Source organism: Streptomyces sp. NBC_01497 (assembly GCF_036250695.1).
In the GTDB taxonomy this organism is placed as follows: domain Bacteria; phylum Actinomycetota; class Actinomycetes; order Streptomycetales; family Streptomycetaceae; genus Streptomyces.
This window is the reverse complement of the sequence record NZ_CP109427.1, coordinates 7,136,787-7,160,618: the sequence shown is the minus strand read 5'-3', so window position 1 is coordinate 7,160,618 and position 23,832 is coordinate 7,136,787. Positions and strand designations below refer to the sequence as shown.

Here is a 23,832-nt window from a genome sequence, read left to right as displayed (position 1 = left end):
ACCCCTCACCCCGGCCGGGCGCCTCACCCCGACGCCTCCGTCAGCATGCGCCAGCCTGGCGCGTAGTGCCCATGGAGGACCAGCGACGCGGCGCCCACCGCTCCTGCCGTCTCGCCGATCAGGCTGGGTTCCACCGTGACGCCGCCCAGGACGCGGGTCACCGAGGTGGTGTTGACGGCGGCGTCGATCTCCTCGCCCAGGACGTGCTCGACGCCTGCGAGTGCCTCGCCGCCCAGCACCACCCGGCTCACGTCGAGCAGTGCCACGGCCCCGTGCACCGCTTGCCCCATGCGGCGGCCCGCCAGGCGCACCACCTCGCGGGCCGCCGGATCACCGGCGCGCGTCGCACGCCGCAGCAGCTTCCAGTCGGCGCGCACCGCGTCGGGCTCGCCGCTGAGCCCGATGCGCTCCGCGGCGCTCCGGCCGTGCCGGGTGAACAGGTCGTCGACCAGTGCGGCAGGGTTGCAGTGGGGGCCGAGGCAAGCGTTGCTCCCGCAATCGCAGAGGCGGTTCCCGGCGTCGATCCGGGCATGCCCGATCTCGCCCGCGTTGCCCGTGCCGCCGCGCAGGACCTGGTTGTTGAGCATGATGCCGGCGCCGATACCCGCGCCCATGTACAGGAACAGGAAGCCGTCTGCGCGCTGCTTTCCGCCGATCCAGCGCTCACCGATCGCCGCGGCCGTCGCGTCGTTGTCCAGCGCGACCGGCATGCCGGTCGCCTTCGCGAACATGTCGAGCAGCGGAACCCGTCTCCAGCCGTCGAAGTTGGGCGGCTCCACCACCGTCCCGGTCTCACCGTCGAGGGGTCCGGGCGCGGCGATGCCGAGGCCGAGCAGGCGACCGCGGTCGATGGCGGCGTGCTCGGGCAGCCGCAGTGCGGCGCGCGCCACCGCGTCGACCACCTCCTCGGGGACACTGGGCCGAGGCAGCGCGAACCGGCGGCTGCGCAGTACCGATCCCGCGAGGTCGACGAGGACGATCACGGCCGCGTCGGGGTCGAGGTGCACACCGAGGGCGTAGGCGCCGTCGGCGCGTGGCATCAGCAGGGTGCGGCGTTTGCCGCCGCTGGAGGGGGCGTGCCCCGATTCGGTGATCAGGCCCGCGTCGAGCAGCCGTCGCACGACATTGGACACCGTCTGATTGGTGAGCCCGGTGAGCGGCCCCAACTCGACGCGGCTGACGGGACCTCTCGTGCGGATGGCGTCCAGGACGACGGCCTGGTTGTAACCACCCACCCGGGGCAGGTTGGTACCGCTTCGCATGGTGGGGCGCTCCTCCCTCGTGCGGGTGCGTGCGGCCGGCGGCCACGAACGCGACTCCTGCCCGCGGAACTTGGGCACCCTGATTATGCAAGAGACGTTGACTTAGTCCATCCATTGGATTTAGGTAATGCGCCAGGCGCAGCACGCACCCCACCAGCACCTGCCGCGTCCCGGCACCGTCCGCGCCTGTCCGTGTTCGCGAGCAGCACATCCCTCCCGTACGTCCCGTATCTCCCCACAGCTACGACCCGTGCCACCCGCAGTCGCGCGCCGGAGTAAGGCGCACGCGCCGCACCCTTCGGAGGATCCCTTGCGCAAGAAACTTCTCGCCGCCTTCGCGATCACGGTCGCAACAACGTTGTCCGCCGCAGGCTGCGGCGGCTCCGCCTCCGGTAGCGGCGGCAACTCGATCAAGGTCGTCTACTGGCAGCACCTTGATCAGAACGACCACAAGCAGCAGACGTTCCTCACCACCATGAAGCGGTCCTTCGAGAAGGCCCACCCGGGCAAGAAGATCGACATCATTCCGGTCACGGCGTCCGAGAACGACTACTACACGAAGATCCAGCTGATGATGCGCTCGCCTTCGACCGCTCCCGACCTGGTCTACGAGGACACCGCGCTGATCAACTCCGACATAGCCAGCGGATACCTCAAACCGATCGACGCGTACGTGGCCAAGTGGGCGGACTGGGACTCCTTCGCCGACGCCGCCAAGGGCGCCGTCTCCTCGCCCGCCGACGGCAAGACGTACGGCGTTCCGGACGACACCGACACCCGAGGCATCTGGTACAACCAGAACCTGCTCAAGAAGGCCGGGATCGCCACCCCCTGGCAGCCCAAAACATGGCAGGACATCCTTGACGTCGCTCGGACGATCAAGAAGAAACTGCCGGGTGTGACGCCGATGAACCTCTACACCGGGCAGGCCGGCGGCGAGCAGTCCACCATGCAGGGCTTCGAGATGCTGCTGTACGGGACCGGCGCCGCCGGCGACTCCCTGTACGACGCCAAGACCAAGAAGTGGATCGTCGGCTCCCAGGGCTTCAAGGACGCGCTGACGTTCGTCCACGACGTGTACAGCGAGAACCTGGGCCTGTCCAAGTCCACCGCGCTCGGTCCGAACGCGGGCACCGAGGTCGGCACGAAGCTGCTCCCCGAGAACAAGCTCGCCATCAACATCGACGGCTCATGGATGGCGAACAACTGGCTCACGACAGGGCCGCGTCCGTGGCCCGGGTGGAGCAGGACGATGGCCTCCGCCGCCATGCCGACCCAGCACGGTCAGGCACCCGGCCAGGTCAGCATGTCGGGAGGCTGGGCCTGGTCCATCCCGGCCAAGGCCAAGAACCCTGATCTGGCATGGCAGTTCACGAAGGCGATCAAGGACAAGGCCAACTCGACGAACTGGAACATCATCGAGTCGACCACCGCTGTGCGCACGGACGTCGCCGCCGACCCGAAGTACCTCGACGCCACGCCGACCAACAAGTTCTTCACCGGCCTGGTCAAGTACACCCACTTCCGTCCGGCGCTGCCGAAGTACCCGCAGGTCTCCAACGCCATCACCAAGGCCATGGAGTCCGTGACCACCGGCCAGAGTTCGGTTTCGGATGCCGCGAAGACGTACGACCAGGACCTGGCCACGGCCGTCGGCTCCGACAGCACTGCCAAGGGCACCCGGTGAAATCCGCCGCCGCACCCGCCGACGGCGCAGGCCCCCCGGGCCGTGCGGCAGGCGGCCGCGTGGCCGGCTCGTCGTTCCTGCGTGGTCTCCCGCTGGTGCCGTCCCTCGTCCTGCTGGCCGTGTTCCTGGCCGGGCCGATCCTCTACTGCGTCTACGACGCCTTCACCGACGCCCAGTTGACCGGCGCGGCAGAGACGCACTTCGTGGGGCTGGCCAACTTCACGCGCGCGTTCGCCGATCCGGACTTCCTCAACGCGCTCTGGTTGACGCTGGTGTTCGTCGTCGGCTCCGCCGTCGTCGGGCAGAACACTCTCGGCCTGAGCCTGGCGGTCCTCGCCGAGAAGGCCACCCGTCCGGTGCGCTCGCTCACCAACGCCGTGGTCATCGCCGCCTGGGTGCTGCCCGAGATCGTCGCCGGGTACCTGATGTACGCGTTCTTCTACCAGCAGGGTGCGCTCAACGAGGTGCTCGGCGTGCTCGGCCTGCCGCGGCAGAACTGGCTGTACACCTTGCCGATCCTCGCCGTGTGCCTGGCCAACGTGTGGCGCGGCACCGCGTTCTCGATGATGGTCTACTCCGCCGCGCTCGCCGAGGTGCCGCGCGAACTGGTGGAGGCCGCCGAGATGGACGGCGCGGGCGTGTGGCACAGGCTGTGGCACGTCACACTCCCGGTCATCCGACGCTCCATCATGACCAATCTGATGCTGATCACCCTGCAGACGCTCTCCGTCTTCGGACTGATCTACGCCATGACACGCGGCGGCCCCGGCAACAAGAGCCAGACGCTGCCGGTCTTCATGTACCAGCAGGCGTTCCAGAACAGCCTGATCGGCTACGGCACGGCGATCGCGCTCGTCCTGCTGGTCGTGGGCGCCCTGTTCTCCGTTGTGTACCTCAAGCTGCTCAAGGTGGAGGAGGACTGATGGCCACCACCGACCTGAGGCCGGCGGCCACGGCGGGCCGCGACGGCCGGGGCGCCCGCCCCGCGCCCGCCGCGGGAACCGCGCGCCGCATCCGGCCCGCGCGCATCGCGGTCAACCTCGTCCTGCTGGTGATCTGCCTGCTGTTCGTGCTGCCACTGGTGTGGATGGTGCTCGCGTCCGTCAGCTCCACGGCCAGTTTCGAACTGAGCCTGCCCTCGCCGCCGACGTGGGACAACTTCCACGCGATCCTCAACACCGACACCACCTTCCGGCCGCTGCTCAACGGCCTGTTGCTGTGCGGCGGCGCGACCCTGCTGTGCGTGATCGTCTCGATCCTGGCGGCCTACCCGCTGTCGCGCTACCGCTCCCGGCTGCGCCGCCCCTTCCTGTACACCGTCCTGTTCACCACCGGGCTGCCCATCACCGCGGTGATGATCCCCGTCTACAGCATGTTCGTCCAGGTCGATCTGATCGACTCGATGGCCGCGACCATGCTGTTCCTCACGGCGTCCGCACTGCCGATCGCGATCTGGCTGATGAAGAACTTCATGGACGGTGTGCCCATCGTCCTGGAGGAGGCGGCCAGGATCGACGGCGCCAACGCCATGCAGTGCCTGGCACGGGTGGTGCTGCCCCTGATGTGGCCCGGAGTCATCGTCGTCACCGTGTTCACCTTCATCAGCATGTGGGGAAACTTCTTCGTCCCCTTCGTGCTGCTGCTGTCGCCGGAGAAGCTGCCGGCGTCGGTGAGTGTGTTCACCTTCCTCAGCGCCCACGACCAGACGCAGTACGGGCAGCTGGCCGCGTTCTCCCTCGTCTACACACTGCCCGTCGTGATGCTCTACCTCCTGCTCACCCGCAAGCTGGGCGGCGGGTTCGCGCTCGGCGGCGCCCTGAAGGGGTGAACTCACCGACGTACTCTTGCTGTTCACGTACGTCCTGAGGAAGGTGCTCTGTGCGTGGCGACCGCGACATCGTCGAGCGGCGCCTGCGGCACGTACTCGACGAACGCAACAGGCCCGCCGTCCACGCCGTGTCCGTGCAGCTCGACGTGGACGTCCGGCAGGTCCCGGGCGAGCGCCACGGCGCTGCTCACCCCGGGCTTCCGCATCGCGCCGGCCATCGCCACCGACCTGCTGGAGCGTCCGCGCGTCGCCGACGAGTCGAGCTGCGAACTCACGGATGACGGGGTGCGGCTGCGGCTGCGCCCGTTCCAGATCCTGACGGTGCGGTGGGTTCCCGAGCGGGGATGAGGCAGTACGGGAGGGCCCGTCCGGAGCACTCCCGTACGCCCGCACCGCCCGTCCGGCGCACCGCCGGACGCCCGGGTCCCGCGCGCGCCCCATGGACACCGGCCGTCGCCCGACGGCGTTCACCGACGCCGACGACGATCCCGGCGATGCCGGACCTGCCCGGCTCACGCGTCACGTGATGGGGAGTGGTGAACGTCGGTGACGACACGAAGAGGCACCGACGGTGGGCGTGCGGTGCCCGAGCGTGCGCCGGGCCCGGCGGCACGTCACGTGCCGCCGGGCCCGGCCGGCGCCGTCCCGGGTGGCCGGTCGGCGTCGGCTGCCGCAAGGGGCTACGCCCCGCCCGCCGTGGAGCCGGCCGCGATGAGCTTGCGGTTGATGTCACGGACCGGACCGGGTTCGACCTTGAGGACCTTGCGGTCGTAGGTGATCAACCCGTTCAGCTCGCCCTCGACGTCGCTGATCTGCGTGTACACCGAGCCGGACAGGCTTCCGGCCGCGCCGGACAGCAACTGGCCGGTGTTGTCCACGTAGTCCTTGGTCAGCTCCGCGACGGTCGAGGCGTCACCACCGTAGTTCTGGCCGCCGGCCACGCCCAGGATGTGGCCGGGGATGTTCAGCGAGTACCCGCCGTGCTCGCCGTCCACGGCTGCCCGGGTCGCGTCCGGGGACGGTGACGCGGGACCGTGGTACAGGTGGTAGTCGATGAGGTCTCCCTGCCCTGAGTCACCCTGCGAGGCACAGCAGTTGACACCGGATGCCGCGTCGACGAGCCGGCTCGGGTCCTGCTGCTTGATCGAGTCGGCCAGCGCGCCGGTGGCTTCCTTGGACTGCTCGCCCCAGCCCTCGTTCATCATCGTCCAGACGACGATCGACGGGCTGCTGAGGTGCTGGTCCACGATCTCGTGGGCCTGGTCGGTGAACGCCTTGTCGCTGGCCTCGCTCGCGCCGGGCCCGACGTTGCGGCTCGGCATGTCCTGCCAGACCATCAGGCCGAGCTTGTCGGCCCAGTAGTACCAGCGCGCGGGCTCCACCTTGATGTGCTTGCGCACCGTGTTGAAGCCGAGCTGCTTGTCCAGCTCCAGGTCCGACCTGAGGGCCGCGTCGGTCGGCGCGGTGTAGATGCCGTCCGGCCAGAAGCCCTGGTCCAGGTTGGCCAGCAGGTAGGTCGGCTTGCCGTTCAGCTCGATCTTGTTCGCGCCGCCTGCCTTGGCGACGGAGACCGACCGCATACCGAAGTACGAGCCCACCGAGTCGTACGAACGGCCGTCGGTGAGCCTGACCTTGAGGTGGTACAGGTAGGGGTGGTCGGGGCTCCACAGCTCCGGGTGCGGAACGCGCAGCGTGAGCTTGGTGCCCACGGTGCCGGTCACCGTGCCCACGGGCTTGTTCCCCGCGTACGCGGTGGCGTTCACCAGGGACCAGGCGGGGGTGCCGGCCGACGGGCGCACGGTGACGGCGAGGGTGTCGTCGGACAGGTTCGGCGTCAGGACCAGCGAGTCGACGCTCGCCTTGGCCACCGGCTCCATCCAGACGGTCTGCCAGATACCGGAGGACGGGGTGTACCAGATTCCGCTGGGGTCGCTCGACTGCTTGCCGGTCGGCGTGTCGTCGTCGATGGTGTCCTTGACCTTCAGCGTGAGGGTCTGCGGCCCGCGGCCGGCCAGCGCGTCGGTGACGTCGGCGGTGAACGCCTCGTAGCCGCCGACATGGTGGGCGACCTGCTTGCCGTTGACGTAGACCCATGTCTCGTAGTCCACCGCACCGAAGTTGAGGTTCAGCCGGTTGCCCGAACCGAGCTTCCAGTTCTGCGGGACGCTGAACGCGCGCTGGTACAGCGACCAGTCGTGGTGCTCGGCGACGCCGGACAGCGGCGCCTCCATCGGGTACGGCACCAGGATCGATCCGCTGAGCTTGCCCTTCGGCAGCGGGGCCTTCTCGTCGGTGGCCTGGAACTGCCAGGTCCCGTTGAGGTTCTGCCACGTGTCGCGGGTCAACTGCGGCCGGGGGTAGTCCGGGAGCGCGTTCTTGGGACTGACGTCCTTGGCCCACTTGGTGGCGAAGTACCAGGTGGAGTTGTTGGTCGCCAGGCCGGAGAACAGCGGCACGGGCCCCGCGGCGGTGGTCAGGCCGCCCTGCCCGTCGTAGCTGATCCGCACCTTGGCCTTCAGCGCGGCCGGGATGTCGGACTTCCCCGCGGTCAGCAGGAGTTGCGACGCGTCGGCGGGGTTGACCGCGACGTCGGGCGTCCACCGGCTGCTGCCGGCGATGACCGCCAGGTGCTTGCCGATGTCGGACGGCAGCGAGGTGACCTGGCCGGGCAGCTGTACGGTCGCGGCCTTGCCCGACGCGGTGACCGCGGCGTCGACGCCGGGCGGGGTGAAGCCCTCCGGCAGGTGCAGCGCGGAGTCGGGGATCGCCTGCCGGCTGATCCCGGGGCCCGACCACTCGGTCGTGATGTACGCGCCGCCGTTGCCCTGGTTGTAGTCGTACGCCAGGGTGTGTGGGCCGGCGGTCAGCGTGATCGGCTCGGACTGCGTCTGCACGTCCCAGTCGCTCGTCCAGTGGTCGATCACGCTCGCACCGTCGAGCGACATCCGAAAGCCGTTGTCGCCCTTGATGTAGAACGTGTACGTCCCGCCGGCCGGGACGTCGAGCCGGCCTGTGAAGTGCGCGGCGACGTTCAGGGTGGAACCCGCGTTGTCGCGCAGCGTCGGCAGCAGGTCGGGCACGTTCAGGGACTTCTCGACGCCGGTGCTGCTGTACTGGGCGAAGTCCAGTGACGTGGCGTCGGAACTGAGGTAGTAGTCCGCGCGCAGTCCCTGCGGGGTGTCGGCCGCGGACCCGGTGGACGGCGGCGCCTGCACGGCACTGGCCGTGGACGGCACGAGCAGCGCCGCGCCCAGCAGCAGCGTCACCAGGGCTGCCAGTCGGCGTCGGTCAGGTGAGCGGAATCTGCCTGATCTCACTGCGGATACACCTCTCCGTGGGAGAACCCAGCGTCCAGAAACGGCAGAGGTGCATGCCTCCACCATCTTTCCAACGTTGGAAATGCTGGACGGGGAAAATGAAACCAGGGCGGTAAAGCGGCCGTCTACCCCTGTGCAATGGCTGTGCAAAGTTGTTTTGGTGTGGTTTCACTGCATTGCGTGGCAGTCTGTCGGCAAAGCAACACGGAGTCGAATGGGGGCAGTTGTCGCCCTTGCCGAGAGTGACGGCGATTGTCCTCCGGCGACGAGCAGGTCGATGAAGGCGTGATTCCCCGTGCCGTCGGCGCCCCGAGCCGTCAACACCCCGAGCCGTCGGCGCCGAGCTCGGGACGGACCGTATGGATTTCGCGACCCCTGGGGCCGATGCGCCGGGCCCTGCGGGCGGTCTCCTTCAGGAGAAACGTCACGGTCGTGGGAAGACCCCGGGGCGGTCACGGGAGCAGCCTCGTCCTCTCGCCGAGGATCATCCCGCGGTGCACCGCCCCGACGCGTGCGCTCATCGGCCGCCGGGGATGTGACTGCCCGGCCTCCCTGGTCCCGGGCGGGATCCCCCGGCCGAAGCCCTGGAGGACCCTCGGCACCTGAGACCGGCCCTCCAGGGTGCCCGGCAGGGCCGGGCTCAGCCCAGGAAGCTCAACCGCACCTGGCGGTCCGGGTTGTCGACGTTCGTGTCGACGAGGCAGACCGACTGCCAGGTGCCCAGTGCCAGATGGCCGTCGATCACCGGGAGGGTCGCGTGTGGGGGGACGAACGCCGGCAGGACGTGGTCGCGGCCGTGGCCGGGGGAGCCGTGGCGGTGCTGCCAGCGGCTGTCCGCCGGGAGCAGGTCGCGCAGGGCCGCCAGGAGGTCGGTGTCGCTGCCGGCGCCCGTCTCGATCAGGGCGATGCCCGCCGTCGCGTGCGGGACGAAGACGTTGAGCAGGCCGCTGCGGCCCGCGGCCGCCTCGCGCAGGAACCGTTCGCAGTCGGCCGTGAGATCGCTCACGCTCTCGTCGCCGCCGCTGGAGATGTGCAGGGTCTTGGTCGTGAAGGAGTCCGCCATGCTGCCCATCTTTCCCCGCGGGGAAGTTCGATGCCGCCCGGGACGTTCTCGTGGCGTGGACGAATTCGGTGGGCGCCCGGTGGACGTCGTCGTGGTGGGGGCCGGTCAGGCCGGCCTGTCGAGCGCCTATCACCTGGGACGTACCGGCTTCGTGCCGGAGCGTGACACCGTGGTCCTGGACCATGCCCCCGGCCCCGGCGGCGCCTGGCAGTTCCGCTGGCCGTCGCTGACGTACGGCAAGGTCCACGGCATGCACTCGCTGCCGGGGCTGGAGCTGGAGACGACGGGCACCGACGCGGCACGGCCGTCCTCGGAGGTGGTGTCCGGCTACTTCGCCGACTACGAGCACCGCTTCGGTATCCGTGTGCACCGGCCCGTGGACGTGCCGGCCGTCCGGGAGGGACCTGCGGGGCGCCTGCGCGTGGAGACCTCGGCCGGGGTGCTGCTGACACGCGCTCTCATCAACGCCACGGGCACCTGGGACCGGCCGTTCCTGCCCCACTACCCCGGCCAGGACTCCTTTCGCGGGAGGCAGTTGCACACCGCGCGATATCGCGGCCCTGAGGAGTTCGCCGGGCTGCGCGTGGTCGTCGTCGGGGGCGGCGCCTCCGGTACGCAGCACCTGATGGAGATCGCCCCGTTCGCCGCGTCGACGACCTGGGTCACCCGCACCCCGCCCGTCTTTCGCGAGGGATTCGGGCAGGAGCAGGGAAGGGCGGCCGTGGCGCTCGTCGAGGAGCGGGTGCGCCAGGGACTGCCGCCGCGCAGCGTGGTGTCCGTGACGGGTCTGCCGCTCAACGACGCCGTGCGCCGCGCCCTGGCCGACGGCGTACTGGACCGGCAGCCCATGTTCGACCGCGTCACACCGACCGGCGTGGCATGGGATGACGGCCGCGGTGTGGAGGCGGACGTCATCCTCTGGGCGACGGGCTTCCGTCCCGCCGTGGCCCACCTCGCACCGCTCGGGCTGCGCGAGCCGGGCGGCGGCATCCGGGTGGAGGGCACCCGGGCGGTACGTGACGAGCGGGTGCATCTCGTCGGGTACGGGCCGTCCGCCTCGACTATCGGCGCGAACCGAGCCGGCCGCGAGGCCGTGAACGGCATCAGGAAGCTGCTGGGCGCGGGCCGGACGCCGGAGGGCGAACTCGCCGCCTGACACCCGGGACACACCGCGCGTACGGATCGTCACGGCGCCCGCCGCCTCGGACCGTCAACCGCGCTGGTTGGCGTTGAACTCCTTGACGTTCTCCTGCTGTTGGGCATAACTCGTGGCGAACCGGGTGTCGCCGTCCTTGACCGTCACGAAGTACAGCCAGTTGCCCCGCGGTGGCGCGCTCACGGCCTTCAGCGCCGTGTCCCCCGGGTTGCCGATCGGTGTGGGCGGCAGGCCCTTGTGCGCGTATGTGTTGTACGGGCTGCGCACCTTCGTGTCGCCGTCGGTGGTGTCCAGGGTCGAGCGGTGGAGGGCGTAGTTCAGTGTCGAGTCCATCTGCAACGGCATGTTCCTGGCGAGCCTGTTGAGCACGACCCGCGCCACCCTGCCCATGTCGGAGGGGGTCGCCGCCTCGGCCTGGACGATACTGGCCACCGTGACGGCCTGGTAGGTGCTCATGCCGCCGTGTGCGGCGGCCGCCCGGATGTGGTCGGCACCGAGCTTCTTGTTCGCGGTGTCGACCATGAAGGCGAGCAGACCGGCCGGGGTGGTGTGCCCGTCCACCGGATACGTGGCCGGGAACAGGTATCCCTCGGGGTTGCCGTGCGCCGGGCCGGCCAGTTCGAGATGCGCCGAGGCCGCGGCCCTCCGCGTCGTGCCGGGCGGCACGGCGAGCACCTTGTCGATGGAGGCGTAGACCTCCACGGCCCGCCGCCCCTCCGGCACGACGAGCGAGGCGGTCGGCCCGGGGCCCTTCCCGCCACCGCCCATCAGCAGCAGGACGGGTACGAGCACGGCCGCGCCCAGCACCACAACGGCCGTCGCGAACAGGGCCAGGCGGCCCCTCCGGGTCAGGCGCGGTCCCGCCGCACGTCCCGGCCTCGGCCGCCGGGGCCTCCCACCTGGCCGGTATGACCTGTTTGTCATATCGGCACCGTAACGTGCCGCGCGGTGCGATCACGGGAGGCGGGAGGCCCGGCCGCGCTGCCACGGGCGCACCTTCGCTGTTCGCACGGCGGAGGGTCGCCCCCGGCGTCTCGCCCGGCGGACGGCCACCCGGCGGCGGGACCGACCCGGCCGCCCGCCCGTCCCGACGGTCCGTCGCGTTCCGGAGAAGGCCCGTCCCCTGGCCCGGGGCGGTCGCGGTGCGGGCCGGCCCGGTGTCCGTCAGCCCGCGACCGGCGCCGGCGCCTGAGCGCCGTGATCCGTGGTCCCGGCCGCCGCCGCGGCGGTCGTCACCGTCGTGCCCACCGCGGCTCCGTGCCCGGAACCGCGGGCGCCGGGCGCCGTGGTGTCCGCGGCGTCGCCCTCGGGGCCCGGCGCACCGCTGTCGCGGCGTACGAGCGCCGCGTACCGGCCGTCCAGGGCCACCAGTTCGCCGTGCGTGCCGCGTTCCACGATGTGCCCGCCGTCCAGGACGACGATCTCGTCCGCGTCCCGGACCGTCGAGAGCCGATGCGCGATGGTGATCGTGGTCCGGCCGGCCGACAGCCCGTCGATGGCCTGCTGCACCATGTGCTCGGTACGGGTGTCGAGGGCGCTCGTCGCCTCGTCCAGGATGAGGACGGGCGGGTCGCGCAGGATGGTGCGGGCGATGGCCAGGCGCTGCTTCTCGCCGCCGGAGAAGCGGTAGCCCCGCTCCCCCACCAGCGTGTCGTACCCGTCGGGCAGCGACGCGATGTGGTCGTGGATCTGCGCGGCCCTGGCGGCGGCCTCGATCTCCTCGTCGGTGGCGTCGGGCTTGGCGAAGCGCAGGTTCTCCGCGACCGACGCGTGGAAGAGGTACGTCTCCTGGGAGACCACGCCGACCGCGCGGGCCAGGGTGTCGAAACTCAGCTCGCGCACGTCCACGCCGTCGAGCGTGACGCGTCCGCCGGTCACGTCGTACAGCCGGGGCACCAGGTAGCTGAGGGTGGACTTGCCCGATCCCGTGGGGCCGACGACGGCGAGGCTGCCGCCCGCCGGCACGCTCAGGTCGATCCCGGAGAGCGTCGTGCGCGCCGGCTCACCGGCGCCCTTCGTGAGGGACACCTGACGCGTGGGGTCCGCGTAGCTGAAGTCGACGTTCTCGAAGCGGACTTCGCCCCGCACTCCGTCCGGGGAGAGCGCCACGGGCCGCTCCGGATCGGTGATCTCCACCGGGAGGTCCAGGTATTCGAAGATACGGGCGAACAAGGCCAGCGACGTCTGCATCTGCACGCCCGTGGCCAGCAGGCTCACGGCGGGCCGGAACAGGCCCTGCTGCAGCGAGACGAAGGCGACCAGGGTGCCGATGGAGATCACCACACTGCCGCCGTGCAGGACGAGCCCGGCGACCCAGTAGATGACGGCGGGCATCGCGGCCATCACGATCCCGATGACGGACATGCGCCAGCGGCCGGCCATGTTGGAGCGCACTTCGAGGTCGACCAGTTGCTCGGACTCGTCGGAGAACGCCTTGGTGAGCGAGTCGGCCCTGCCCATGGTGCGGCCGAGCAGGATGCCGCTGACGGACAGCGACTCCGTGACGGTGGCGGCCATGGTGGCCATCTGCTTCTGCCGCTGCGTGGTGATCTTCTTGCGCTCCCGGCCGACCCTGCGGCTGATCCAGACGAACACCGGCAGCAGCACCATCGAGACGATCGTCAGCCGCCAGTCGAGGGCGATCATGGCGACGACCGTGGCGATCACAGAGGTCAGGTTGGACACCAGCGAGGTGGCCGTGGACGTCACGGTGGCCTGCATGCCCCCGATGTCGTTGGCGATCCTCGACTGCACCTCACCCGTCCTCGTCCGGGTGAAGAAGGCGAGCGGCATCCGCTGCAACTGCGCGTAGACGCCCGTGCGCAGGTCGTGCATGACGCGCTGGCCGACCGTGGTCGAGATGAGCGTCTGGAGCACGCCGAAGACGCTGTTGACGACGGCGGTGAGGATCATCCCCAGCGCGAGCAGGCTCAGCAGGCCCGTACGGCCCTGCGGGATCGCCACGTCGAGGATCTGCCGGAGCAGGAACGGCGAGGCGACCGAGACCAGCGACGAGGCGGCGACCAGCAGGCCGACCACGGAGAGCTTGGCCCGGTAGGGACGGAAGAGGCCGAAGATGCGGCGCATCTGTGCGGGTCGTTCCGTCGGCTCGGCCGCGTCGCGGCGGGCCGAGGAGGTTCTGGTGGAGAGAAGGCGGTTCATGGGCTCCTTCGGGGGGCGGCGGGCGGGCGGCCCGGAGGGCGGTCACGGCCCGGAGGGTCGTGGGGAGCGTAACTCACTCTTACCTAGGCTCACAATGAACATAGTCCTGATATTGTTCCCGCATGGACAACCCCGATCCCGCCGACCGGCGCCACGACAACCCCGGCCCCGGCGACGCAGGCGCGCGGGAGACCGGACCGGGCTCCCTCACGGGCCCCGGCGCCGGGCACGGCGGCACGGCTCGCGAAGGGACCGGTCCCGACGGAACGAACGGAACGAGCAGAGGGACCGGCCGTGACGGAGCGGACCACGAGGGCAGGGGCCTCGACGGTACGGACCGCGAAGGCGCGGAGGGCGAAGGCGCGGAGGGCGAGGGCGCGGACCGTGACGGCCAGGTCGCCGAGCAGCTGCTGCGGCTCACCCGCCGCATCCACCGCATCCAGAAGCACCAGCTGGGACCGGTCGGGATCACTCCCGCGCAGGGGCGGCTGCTGCGCACCGTCGCCTACTGCGTGGCCTATCAGGGCGGCCCGCCCCGGATGGCGGACCTCGCGGCGCGCCTGGAAGTGGTGCCGCGCGCGGTGACGACGCTGGTCGACGGCCTGGAGGCGAACGGCTGGGTGCGCCGCGCCCCCGACCCGGCCAACCGCCGCGTGAGAAGGATCGTACTCACGGACTCAGGCCACGACACGCTCCGCGCCCTGCGTACGGCGCGCCGTTCGGCGGCCGAGGAAGTGCTCGCGCCGTTGAGCGGTGAGCAGCGCGAGACGCTCGGCGAACTGCTGTCGGCCCTGATGGGGACGCCCGACGCGGGCGGCGGGCCGGCGCCGGCCGCACACGCCGGGCACATGCCGTCCGGGGCGGCGCCATCCGGGGATGTGCCGTCCGGGGATGTGCCGCACCACGCGGACCCGGCGGTCGATCCCGTGGCGCCCACGGAAGGGCCGGCGCGTCCCGCCCGCCCCGGCGGCGCCGCCTGATCCGTCCGCACCACCCGCCCGCGCCGCATCACCCGCCCGGAGGACGGTCCGCCCGAACAGTCCCCCGCTTCCCCGACCCGGGCGAAGGCCCTACCCGGCCGGGCCTGCGCCCCCATCGCGCATCCGGTCGCGCCGGTCCGGTCGGCGGCAACGCTCCTTCGTCCCGCGCTCACCCCCGCCCCTGCGGTCCCGCACCGCACGGCCGGAAGTCGTCCCGGGAGCGGAAAAGCGATTGCACCCCACTCGCCCGGAAAGCCAAGCTTGCACGCCTTGGCCGCCCACGAGTCCTGGGACATCATGCAGATTCGCGATCTTCCGTACGCAGACCCAGGTGTCCCCGACGCGAGCTCGGGCGGCAGATTCCTGTGGTGGCTGTTCCGGAGCCAGCTCGGCGGCCAGGCGAAGGCTCTGGGCTGGGGGCTGTTCCTGCAGGCGGGCATCGCCGCGCTGCCGGTGGGTTCCGGTATCGCGGTGCAGGCCGTCGTGGACCGATCGGGCAGCCACCTCGCGCTGGCGGGCGCGCTCGTCGCCCTGTGCGCCGTCACGCTCGCCGTCGGCGACACCATGCTCCACCGGGTCTCCGTGACCAACTGGATCACGGCGGCGTCGCGCCTCCAGCAGATCCTCGCGCGCAAGGCCGTCGAGCTCGGATCCGCCCTGTCGCACCGTGTCGCCGCAGGGGAAATCGTCACTGTTTCGACCGGTGACATCGAGAAGATCGGGTGGTTCGTCGAGGCACTGTCGCGGTTCCTCGCCGCGGCCTTCGCCGTGGTCGCGATCGCGGTGGGTCTGCTGCTGTACGTGCCGTCGCTCGGGATGCTCGTCGTCATCGGCGTGCCCGTGCTGGCGCTCGCCGTGCTGCCGCTGCTGGCACCGGCCACGCGCCGCGTGGACGTGCAGCGGGAGAAGGCGGGCCTGGCGACGGAACTGGCCTCGGACACGGTCGCCGGGCTGCGCGTGCTGCGGGGCATCGGCGGCGAGGAGCTGTTCCTCAGGCGCTACCGCGAGGTCTCCCAGGAGGTGCGCCGGGCGGCGGTGCGCAGCGCACGCATGTGGTCGCTCATCGCGGCCGTCCAGGTGCTGCTGCCGGGGCTGATGCTGATCTCGGTGGTCTGGTACGGCGCGCGGCAGGCGCTCGACGGCCACATCACCCCGGGTCAACTGGTGACGGTGTACAGCGCGGTGACGCTCCTGCTCGTACCGCTCCAGCGGTTCGAGGAGATCGCCGTCGCGTACTCGGTCTCGCGCCCGTCGGCGAAGCGCGCGGCGCGGGTCATGGCGCTCGTACGGACGGACACCGGGGATATCGGCGTCCGGTCGCAGCGGGGCACGCCGCCCGCCGGCGACCTGTACGACCCGGTCAGCGCGCTGATCGCGCCCGCCGGGCTGCTGACCGCCGTGGTGTGCGGTGACCCCGACGCCGCGGGACGGCTCGCGGAGCGCCTGGGCGGGCACGGCCCGGGCTCCGCGCACGACCGGGCGGACTCCCGCGCCGATCGGGAGGCCGACGGGCGTGCGGACGCGCCGGGTACGGACGAGGTGTCGTCCGTCCTTCTCGGCGGCCTCGCGCTGGACGACGTACCGCTCGCGACGGCCCGCGCCCGCGTCCTGGTCCAGGACAAGGACCCGGTGCTGCTGTCGGGGACCCTCGCCGAACTGCTCGACGTCCCCTCGTCCGGCGCCGTCGACCCGCGTCGCGCGCTGGCCGCCGCCCAGTGCGAGGACGTACTGGAGGCGCTGGTGAGGTCGGCCCCGCCGCCACAGGACCCGCGGTCCTCGCAGGTGCCGGGCCCGGCCTCCGGCGGTGACGCCGCGATGGGGGCCCGCATCACCGAGCGCGGCAGGTCGCTGTCCGGCGGTCAGCGCCAGCGGCTCGCCCTGGCGCGTTCGCTGGTCGCCGACCCGGAGGTCCTGGTGCTCGACGAGCCGACGTCCGCGGTCGACTCGCACACCGAGGCACGGATCGCGGACGGGGTGCAACGGCTGCGGGCCGGTCGTACGACCGTGGTGTTCGCGTCGTCACCGCTCCTGCTCGACCGCGCGGACCGGGTGGTCTTCGTGCACGAGGGGAAGGCCGTCGCCGAGGGGACGCACCGCGACCTGCTCCGCACGGACGCCCGCTACCGCGCCGTGGTCACCCGCGAGGCGGACGCCGCGCCCCGGCCGCACCCCGGCACAGGACCCGGCCGCCTTCCCGGAGCCGTGAGCGGACGCGGACCCGGATCCGGGCTCGTCACCGCGACGGACCACGCCGCAGCGGACACCCCGGCCGCCCGCGCCGGGGGCGACCGTCCCGCGCCCGAACGTGCGGCGGCGGGCGCAGGGCACCACCACATCAACGAGAGCGAGGAACCGGCATGATCGGCGTGGCCAGGCCGGAGCACGATCCGGCCGCCCCCGAGTCGGCGACCATCCTGCCCGTGGGCTCGTCCGCGACCGTACGCGCCTACGTGAGCGGCCTGTTGCGGGCGCACCGCCGCGCCTTCACGGTGCTGATCTGCGTCAACGCGGGCTCGGTGGTGGCGTCGATGGTCGGTCCGTACCTGCTGGGCACCGTCGTCCAGCGGCTCGCGGACGGTGCGAAGACCGCAGGCGAGCTCCATCTGCCGCTGATCACCGCGGTGTTCGCGTGCGCGCTCGTCCTGCAGACCGTGTTCACCAGGACCGTGCGGCTGCGCGGGGCCGTCCTCGGCGAGGAGATGCTCGCGGACCTGCGCGAGGACTTCCTCGTGCGGTCGGTGGGGCTGCCGCCCGGCGTTCTGGAACGGGCGGGCACCGGCGACCTGCTGTCCCGGATCACCACCGACATCGACCGGCTGGCCGACGCGATGCGTGAGGCCGTGCCTCAACTGGCCATCGGTGTCGTGTGGGTGGCGCTGCTGGTGGGCGCGATCACGGTGACCGCGCCACCCCTCGGGCTCGCGGTGCTGCTCGCGGTGCCGGTGCTCGTCGTGGGGTGCCGCTGGTACTTCCGGCGTGCGCCGTCCGCGTACCGGTCCGAGGCCGCCGGGTACGCGGCGGTCGCCGCGTCCCTGACGGAAACGGTGGACGCCGGACGCACGATCGAGTCCTACCGGCTCGGTCAGCGCCGCGTGGACCTCTCCGACCAGCGGGTGGCGCGCTGGACGGCGTGGGAGCGCTACACGCTGTGGCTGCGTACGGTGCTCTTCCCGGTGATCAACGCGGCGACCTCCATCGTGTTCCTGGCCACCCTGATGCTCGGTGGTGTGTTCGTGCTCCGGGGCTGGATGGACGTGGGCCAGCTCACGACGGGCGCGCTGTTCGCCCAGATGCTGGTGGACCCGGTGGGGATGATCCTGCGCTGGTACGACGAACTCCAGGTGGCCCAGGTCTCGATCGCCCGTCTCGTCGGGGTGCGGGACATCGAGCCGGACGGCGGGGACGCGGCCCTGTCCCCCGTCGGACGCGATGTCGGCGCCGACGACGTCCACTTCGGCTATGTGGACGGTGTCGACGTCCTGCACCGGGTGTCGCTGGCCGTCGCACCGGGCACCCGGCTCGCACTGGTCGGCCCGTCAGGGGCCGGCAAGTCGACGCTGGGCCGGCTGCTCGCCGGGATCTACGGGCCCCGGCGCGGAACGGTCACCCTCGGCGGCGCCGAACTGTCGCGGATGCCTGCCGAGTCGGTGCGGCGGCACGTGGCGCTGGTCAACCAGGAGCACCACGTCTTCGTGGGCTCGCTGCGTGACAACCTCCGGCTCGCGCGGACGGACGCCGCGGACGCGGAGCTGTGGGCGGCGCTCGGGGCGGTCGACGCCGACACCTGGGCGCGTTCCCTGGCCGAGGGCCTGGACACCCGGGTCGGATCGGGCGCCACCGCGCTGACACCGGCGCAGGCACAGCAGATCGCGCTGGCCCGCCTGGTCCTCGCCGACCCGCACACCCTGGTCCTGGACGAGGCGACCTCGCTGCTCGACCCGCGAGCGGCCCGCCACCTGGAACGGTCACTGGCCCGGGTGCTGGACGGCAGGACCGTGATCGCGATCGCGCACCGGCTGCACACGGCGCACGACGCCGATGTGATCGCGGTGGTGGAGGACGGCCGGATCACCGAACTGGGGCCGCACGAGGACCTGGTGGCGGCCGGCGGGGCGTACGCGGCGCTCTGGCGCTCCTGGCACGGCTGACGGGCCCCGCCCTGGCCGGGCTGCCCGAGGAGGTCCGCACGGGTCCCGGCCCGTGCGGACCGAGCGGTCAGTCCTCGAGCGAAGCCCGCGCAGCGGGCTGTCCGAGGGGCCCTCGCGCGGGCGCCCCGCCCGCAGCGCCCAGGTGGGCCCCGCTCCCCACCTCGTACGCCGCACGCAGGAGAGCGGCGAACGCGTCGTCGAGCTGAGCCAGTTCGGTGATCCTGAAGTGGTGCACGCGGAGCCTGTTCGGGTACGGCGCGGACCGCGGGGTGCGGTCGTGGGCGGCCCGGTGCCGCAGGTCCAGGTGGCCGGCCAGGTGCCGGGGACCGGGCGAGAGGCCCGCGAAACCGCGCCGGGGGCCCTTGAAGGTGATCGCCGTCCTCGCGACGGCGTAGGTGAAGGGGCCGCAGTCCTCGGCGAGTTCGACGAACCGGTGGTAGAGCGCGACGACCGCCGGAGGCCGGGCGCAGAGGTGGCGTTCCACGGTCCATTCTTCGCTGTCGGTGGGTGCCATGCCACCGACGTTAACGGCACGTACCACTGCGGGGGCCGAACTTCCGGTGACATGTACGTTGCCGATGGCCGAGCGGAGCCGACGGGCGCGGTGAACGGCCCGCGCCGCACCGCGGGACGCACGGACACGGCGCGAGCACACGCAGGTACCGCGCCCCCGGTCCAGCCGGAGGGCCGGGGTCCGTCCCGCCGGAGGGACGGAGGGACGGAGGGACGGAGGACCCCCGCGCCCGACGCCCGACGCTCAGCCGCTCAGCCGCTCAGCCGCTCGGACGGTCAGATGACGCCGAGCGCCACGATCCCGCCGAGCCCTCCGAGAATCATGAACGCCGGCATCAGTATCTTCAGCTCCACCCAGCTGCCCGCACGGAACCGCATCGGCTTCGGCGTCCCGACCGCGTACCAGCGCTTGCGGCCGATCGGGATGGGCCACAGGATCGGGCAGCCCGAGATGGTGATCGCGTCCCCCAGGTCGTGGACGAGCGCGCCGAGGACGATGGGCAGGCCCAGCCACATGTACTGGTGGCCCGGCTGCGTGAACAGCCATCCGGCGCCGTTGCCCGGCTCGTCCAGGATCCCGGCCAGCGTCCAGGCCGCGAACGCGCCGAGGAGCCAGACGAGGACGTCGCTGGAGACGCGCGCGGCCCGCCACAGCAGCCCCTCCACGGCCAGCACCATGTGGACGAAGAGGATGCCGAGCACCGCCCAGCGGCCCCCGAACACCGCGAGCGCCGAGGCGCCCGCGCCGATCAGGACGGCCCACAGCCAGGTGTGGGTGAGCGTACGGTGGCCGCCGCTGCGGCTGCTCGGGTCGCCCTTGAGCCGGGTGTGCCGGTAGGCGAAATGGGAGAGCACGTCCACGATCTCGCACAGTCCCCGCGAGACGGGACCGAAGGCGCGGGAGATCGTGGCGGCCTGGTGGTCGAGGTCGGGGGCGAGCGCCGCCCCCGAGGAGATCAGGGCCCCCACCACGAGGACGGGCCAGGGCATGCCGTGTCCGAGCGCCGACGCGGCGGCACCCACCCCGAGCCAAGCGGCCGCCCCCGAGAGTGAGTGTGCAGGTCCCATCATGGTCGTACCCGTCTCCCTGTGGAGTTGTCGTCGGTCGTCGCCGGCCCTCGGGCCGGACATGGCGGACCGGTGTGACGCGCCGTGCGGTGCCGCTGCCGCGGCGCCGACGATCATGCCGGTCGGGACCGCAGCGTACCGTCCGCGATCTTCCTCGGACCGTCCGGTTCCCGGATCGGGACCGGGAGCAGGCAAGATGGTGACGTGACCCTTATCGATCAGCTGCCAAAGGACGCCGACCCCGATGCCCTCTTCGAGGCCTTCTCGACCTGGGCCGAGGGACAGGGGATCTCCCTCTACCCGGCGCAGGAGGAAGCCCTGATCGAGGTGGTGTCCGGGAACAACGTGATCCTGTCCACACCGACCGGCTCCGGCAAGAGCCTGGTGGCCGCGGGCGCGCACTTCGCGGCCCTGGCCCGCGACGAGGTCACCTTCTACACCGCGCCGATCAAGGCGCTGGTGTCGGAGAAGTTCTTCGACCTGTGCAAGCTCTTCGGCACGGAGAACGTCGGCATGCTGACCGGCGACGCCTCCGTCAACGCCGACGCCCCGGTGATCTGCTGCACGGCCGAGGTGCTCGCGGCCATCGCGCTGCGCGACGGCAAGCACGCCGACATCGGCCAGGTCGTCATGGACGAGTTCCACTTCTACGCGGAGCCGGACCGCGGCTGGGCCTGGCAGATCCCGCTGCTGGAGCTGCCGCAGGCGCAGTTCGTCCTGATGTCGGCGACGCTCGGCGACATGCAGCGCTTCGAGGAGGACCTCAAGCGCCGCACGGGCCGTGAGACGACCGTCGTACGCTCGGCGACGCGGCCCGTCCCGCTGTCGTACGAGTACCGGACGACACCCATCACGGAGACGCTGACGGAGCTGCTGGAGACGCACCAGGCGCCCGTCTACATCGTGCACTTCACCCAGGCGGCCGCCGTCGAGCGGGCGCAGTCGCTCATGAGCATCAACATGTCCAGCCGCGAGGAGAAGGACAGGATCGCCGACCTGATCGGCAACTTCCGCTTCACCACCACCTTCGGCCGCAACCTGTCGCGCTACGTCAGGCACGGTATCGGCGTCCACCACGCGGGCATGCTGCCCAAGTACCGGCGTCTGGTGGAGAAGCTCGCGCAGGCCGGCCTGCTGAAGGTGATCTGCGGCACGGACACCCTGGGCGTGGGCGTCAACGTGCCCATCCGCACCGTGCTGTTCACCGCGCTCACCAAGTACGACGGCACCCGCGTGCGGACCCTGCGCGCGCGGGAGTTCCACCAGATCGCGGGCCGCGCGGGCCGCGCGGGGTTCGACACCGCGGGCCTCGTCGTGGCACAGGCCCCGGAGCACGTGGTCGAGAACGAGAAGGCGCTGGCCAAGGCCGGGGACGATCCGAAGAAGCGCCGCAAGGTGGTGCGCAAGAAGGCGCCCGAGGGGTTCATCGCCTGGTCGGAGCAGTCGTTCGAGAAGCTGATCGCGGCCGACCCGGAGCCGCTGACCTCGCGTTTCCGGGTGACGCACACGATGCTGCTCTCGGTGATCGCCCGGCCGGGCAACGCGTTCGACGCGATGCGGCACCTGCTGGAGGACAACCACGAGCCGCGCAAGCAGCAGTTGCGGCACATCCGGCGCGCCATCGCGATCTACCGTTCCCTGCTGGACGGCGGGGTCGTGGAGCGGCTCGCGACGCCGGACGCGGAGGGCAGGATCGTCCGGCTGACCGTGGACCTCCAGCAGAACTTCGCGCTGAACCAGCCGCTTTCGACGTTCGCGCTCGCCGCGTTCGAACTCCTCGACCCCGAATCACCGTCGTACGCCCTGGACATGGTGTCGGTGGTGGAGTCGACGCTGGACGACCCCCGGCAGATCCTCGGCGCGCAGCAGAACAAGGCGCGTGGCGAGGCCGTCGCGGAGATGAAGGCGGACGGCGTCGAGTACGAGGAGCGCATGGAGCGCCTGCAGGAGGTCTCGTACCCCAAGCCGCTGGAGGAGCTGCTGTGGCACGGATACGACGTGTACCGCAGGAGTCACCCGTGGGTCGGCGACCACCCGGTCTCGCCCAAGTCGGTGATCCGGGACATGTACGAACGGGCCATGTCCTTCGCCGAGTTCACTTCGTTCTACGAGCTGGCCCGGACGGAGGGGATCGTGCTGCGCTACCTGGCGGGCGCCTACAAGGCGCTGGAGCACACCATTCCGGAGCACCTGAAGTCGGAGGACCTGGAAGACCTCACGGCCTGGCTGGGTGAGCTGGTGCGCCAGGTCGACTCCAGCCTGCTGGACGAGTGGGAACAACTCGCCAACCCGGCGGAGGAGACGGCCGAGCAGGCCCAGGAGAAGGCCGACCAGGTGCGGCCGGTCACGGCGAACGCCCGCGCGTTCCGGGTCCTCGTGCGCAACGCGATGTTCCGCAGGGTCGAACTGGCCGCGCTGGACAAGGTCGGCCAACTCGGCGCGATGGACGCCGATTCGGGCTTCGACGAGGACGCCTGGGGCGAGGCGATGGACGCGTACTGGGACGAGTACGAGGACCTGGGGACCGGCCCGGACGCGCGCGGCCCCAAGCTGCTGTCGATCGAGGAGGACGCGCCGCACGGCCTGTGGCGCGTGCGGCAGACCTTCGCGGACCCGAACGGCGACCACGACTGGGGCATCAGTGCCGAGGTCGACCTCGCCGCCTCGGACGAGCAGGGGCTGGCCGTCATCCGGGTGACGTCGGTGGGCCAGCTCTGACGGCGCGGGGACGTGCGGAGCCCGCCCCGCGGCAGCGCGCGACGGCCCGGCCCGGGATTTCGAGGCGGGCTTTCGAGGCGGGCGGCCCCGGTTCCGCCCGGCTCGGTGACGGCGTGGGAACGCGCTGACGGCGGGGACCGCCGTGAGGGCCACGGGGGACGTCCGGGCCGTCGGGCAGCACGGGAGCGCCGTCCGGGGCGCCCACCGGCGCGCAGCGGCGGGCCCGCGGGGGTCGCGTGCGCCGTGCGCCCCGGCTCCACCACTCTCCCCGGGCGGGGCGGGGCGCCGGTCCGCGAGGCAACCGTCGGGTCCACAATGGACGGGCACGTATCTCCACCGAGGAGATCGAGGAGGGTCTGGTTCATGAGTCTCTACGACATTCCGCTGCGCACACTGACCGGTGAGCCCACGTCGCTGGCCGACTACCGCGGCAAGGCCGTGCTGGTCGTCAACGTCGCCTCCAAATGCGGTGCGACCCCGCAGTACACGGCGCTGGAGGAACTGCAGAAGACGTACGGCGACCGCGGCTTCACCGTCGTCGGGGTGCCGTGCAACCAGTTCGCCGGCCAGGAGCCCGGCACGGCAGAAGAGATCCAGACGTTCTGCACGACCACCTACGGGGTCACGTTCCCGCTGCTGGAGAAGACCGACGTCAACGGGGACGCCCGGCACCCGCTCTACGCGGAGCTGACGCGGACCGCGGACGACCAGGGCGAGGCCGGGGACGTCGGGTGGAACTTCGAGAAGTTCCTCATCTCCCCCGCGGGCGAGACCGTGGCCCGCTTCCGTACCAGGACGGCTCCCGAGGACCCCGCGGTGATCTCCGCGGTCGAGGCCCAACTGCCCGTCTGAGCGCGGCGCCCGGCTGCCCGGCACCACGCACAGCGGCTCCGCTCCCGCACCGGCGGGAGCGGAGCCGCGCCCGTGGGG

General features: G+C 71.4%; 16 protein-coding genes and 1 pseudogene. 10 read left to right on the top strand and 7 right to left on the bottom strand.

Going from position 1 to position 23,832, the window contains the following annotated elements; all coding sequences use genetic code 11:
* Window positions 1-23: 23 nt before the first annotated feature.
* Window positions 24-1,262, bottom strand: coding sequence for an ROK family transcriptional regulator (locus OG310_RS30355; RefSeq protein WP_329459023.1), 1,239 nt, complete (start codon window positions 1,260-1,262; stop codon window positions 24-26).
* A 310-nt stretch (window positions 1,263-1,572) separates the two neighbouring features.
* On the opposite strand from OG310_RS30355, the gene OG310_RS30350 reads away from it, so the two are divergent.
* From OG310_RS30350 to OG310_RS30335, 4 genes are read left to right on the top strand one after another with little or no spacing between them, the layout of a single operon-like run.
* Window positions 1,573-2,949: an extracellular solute-binding protein gene (locus tag OG310_RS30350; protein ID WP_329459022.1), complete on the top strand. Its 1,377-nt coding sequence runs from the start codon at window positions 1,573-1,575 to the stop codon at window positions 2,947-2,949.
* A gap of 59 nt (window positions 2,950-3,008) precedes the next feature.
* Window positions 3,009-3,872: a carbohydrate ABC transporter permease gene (locus tag OG310_RS30345; protein WP_329459021.1), complete on the top strand. Its 864-nt coding sequence runs from the start codon at window positions 3,009-3,011 to the stop codon at window positions 3,870-3,872.
* Window positions 3,872-4,777: a carbohydrate ABC transporter permease gene (locus tag OG310_RS30340; RefSeq protein WP_329459020.1), complete on the top strand. Its 906-nt coding sequence runs from the start codon at window positions 3,872-3,874 to the stop codon at window positions 4,775-4,777. Before OG310_RS30345 ends, OG310_RS30340 begins: the two co-directional genes overlap by 1 nt.
* A gap of 54 nt (window positions 4,778-4,831) precedes the next feature.
* On the top strand, window positions 4,832-5,125 hold the full coding sequence (locus OG310_RS30335) for a hypothetical protein (RefSeq protein WP_329459019.1): 294 nt from the start codon (window positions 4,832-4,834) through the stop codon (window positions 5,123-5,125).
* Window positions 5,126-5,457: 332 nt separating this feature from the next.
* Here OG310_RS30335 and OG310_RS30330 read toward each other — a convergent pair whose 3' ends face one another.
* Together OG310_RS30330 and OG310_RS30325 are read right to left on the bottom strand one after the other, a co-directional pair.
* Window positions 5,458-8,094: a PA14 domain-containing protein gene (locus OG310_RS30330; protein WP_329459018.1), complete on the bottom strand. Its 2,637-nt coding sequence runs from the start codon at window positions 8,092-8,094 to the stop codon at window positions 5,458-5,460.
* A gap of 640 nt (window positions 8,095-8,734) precedes the next feature.
* A complete protein-coding gene (locus OG310_RS30325) occupies window positions 8,735-9,157 on the bottom strand; it encodes a YjbQ family protein (protein ID WP_329459017.1) in 423 nt (140 codons plus the stop codon).
* Between the two features lie 55 nt (window positions 9,158-9,212).
* On the opposite strand from OG310_RS30325, the gene OG310_RS30320 reads away from it, so the two are divergent.
* On the top strand, window positions 9,213-10,313 hold the full coding sequence (locus OG310_RS30320; RefSeq protein ID WP_329459016.1) for an NAD(P)-binding domain-containing protein: 1,101 nt from the start codon (window positions 9,213-9,215) through the stop codon (window positions 10,311-10,313).
* A gap of 54 nt (window positions 10,314-10,367) precedes the next feature.
* Here the strand turns inward: OG310_RS30320 and mltG are convergent, their stop codons facing one another.
* Window positions 10,368-11,237 carry an endolytic transglycosylase MltG gene (mltG, locus tag OG310_RS30315; protein ID WP_329459015.1) on the bottom strand — a complete coding sequence of 290 codons (870 nt, stop codon included), beginning with the start codon at window positions 11,235-11,237 and terminating at the stop codon, window positions 10,368-10,370.
* A 240-nt stretch (window positions 11,238-11,477) separates the two neighbouring features.
* Window positions 11,478-13,475: an ABC transporter ATP-binding protein gene (locus tag OG310_RS30310; RefSeq protein ID WP_443078766.1), complete on the bottom strand. Its 1,998-nt coding sequence runs from the start codon at window positions 13,473-13,475 to the stop codon at window positions 11,478-11,480.
* A gap of 407 nt (window positions 13,476-13,882) precedes the next feature.
* Here OG310_RS30310 and OG310_RS30305 point away from each other — a divergent pair.
* The 3 genes and pseudogenes from OG310_RS30305 to OG310_RS30295 all read left to right on the top strand — a co-directional run.
* A pseudogene (locus tag OG310_RS30305) lies at window positions 13,883-14,290 on the top strand (MarR family winged helix-turn-helix transcriptional regulator); the annotation flags it as partial.
* Between the two features lie 462 nt (window positions 14,291-14,752).
* Window positions 14,753-16,816, top strand: a complete 2,064-nt coding sequence (locus OG310_RS30300; RefSeq protein ID WP_329460467.1) for an ABC transporter ATP-binding protein — start codon at window positions 14,753-14,755, stop codon at window positions 16,814-16,816.
* Window positions 16,813-18,603: an ABC transporter ATP-binding protein gene (locus tag OG310_RS30295; RefSeq protein ID WP_329459014.1), complete on the top strand. Its 1,791-nt coding sequence runs from the start codon at window positions 16,813-16,815 to the stop codon at window positions 18,601-18,603. The genes OG310_RS30300 and OG310_RS30295 overlap by 4 nt, the downstream gene beginning before the upstream one ends.
* 67 nt (window positions 18,604-18,670) lie before the next feature.
* On the opposite strand, the gene OG310_RS30290 is transcribed toward OG310_RS30295, so the two are convergent.
* Together OG310_RS30290 and OG310_RS30285 are read right to left on the bottom strand one after the other, a co-directional pair.
* A complete protein-coding gene (locus OG310_RS30290; protein ID WP_329459013.1) occupies window positions 18,671-19,117 on the bottom strand; it encodes a DUF5655 domain-containing protein in 447 nt (148 codons plus the stop codon).
* Window positions 19,118-19,392: 275 nt separating this feature from the next.
* Window positions 19,393-20,187, bottom strand: coding sequence for a metal-dependent hydrolase (locus tag OG310_RS30285; RefSeq protein ID WP_329459012.1), 795 nt, complete (start codon window positions 20,185-20,187; stop codon window positions 19,393-19,395).
* Between the two features lie 201 nt (window positions 20,188-20,388).
* On the opposite strand from OG310_RS30285, the gene OG310_RS30280 reads away from it, so the two are divergent.
* Together OG310_RS30280 and OG310_RS30275 are read left to right on the top strand one after the other, a co-directional pair.
* Window positions 20,389-22,902 carry a DEAD/DEAH box helicase gene (locus tag OG310_RS30280; protein ID WP_329459011.1) on the top strand — a complete coding sequence of 838 codons (2,514 nt, stop codon included), beginning with the start codon at window positions 20,389-20,391 and terminating at the stop codon, window positions 22,900-22,902.
* Window positions 22,903-23,265: 363 nt separating this feature from the next.
* The gene (locus OG310_RS30275; RefSeq protein ID WP_329459010.1) at window positions 23,266-23,754 is read left to right on the top strand and encodes a glutathione peroxidase; all 489 of its coding nucleotides are present in this window, start codon (window positions 23,266-23,268) and stop codon (window positions 23,752-23,754) included.
* Window positions 23,755-23,832: the final 78 nt, after the last annotated feature.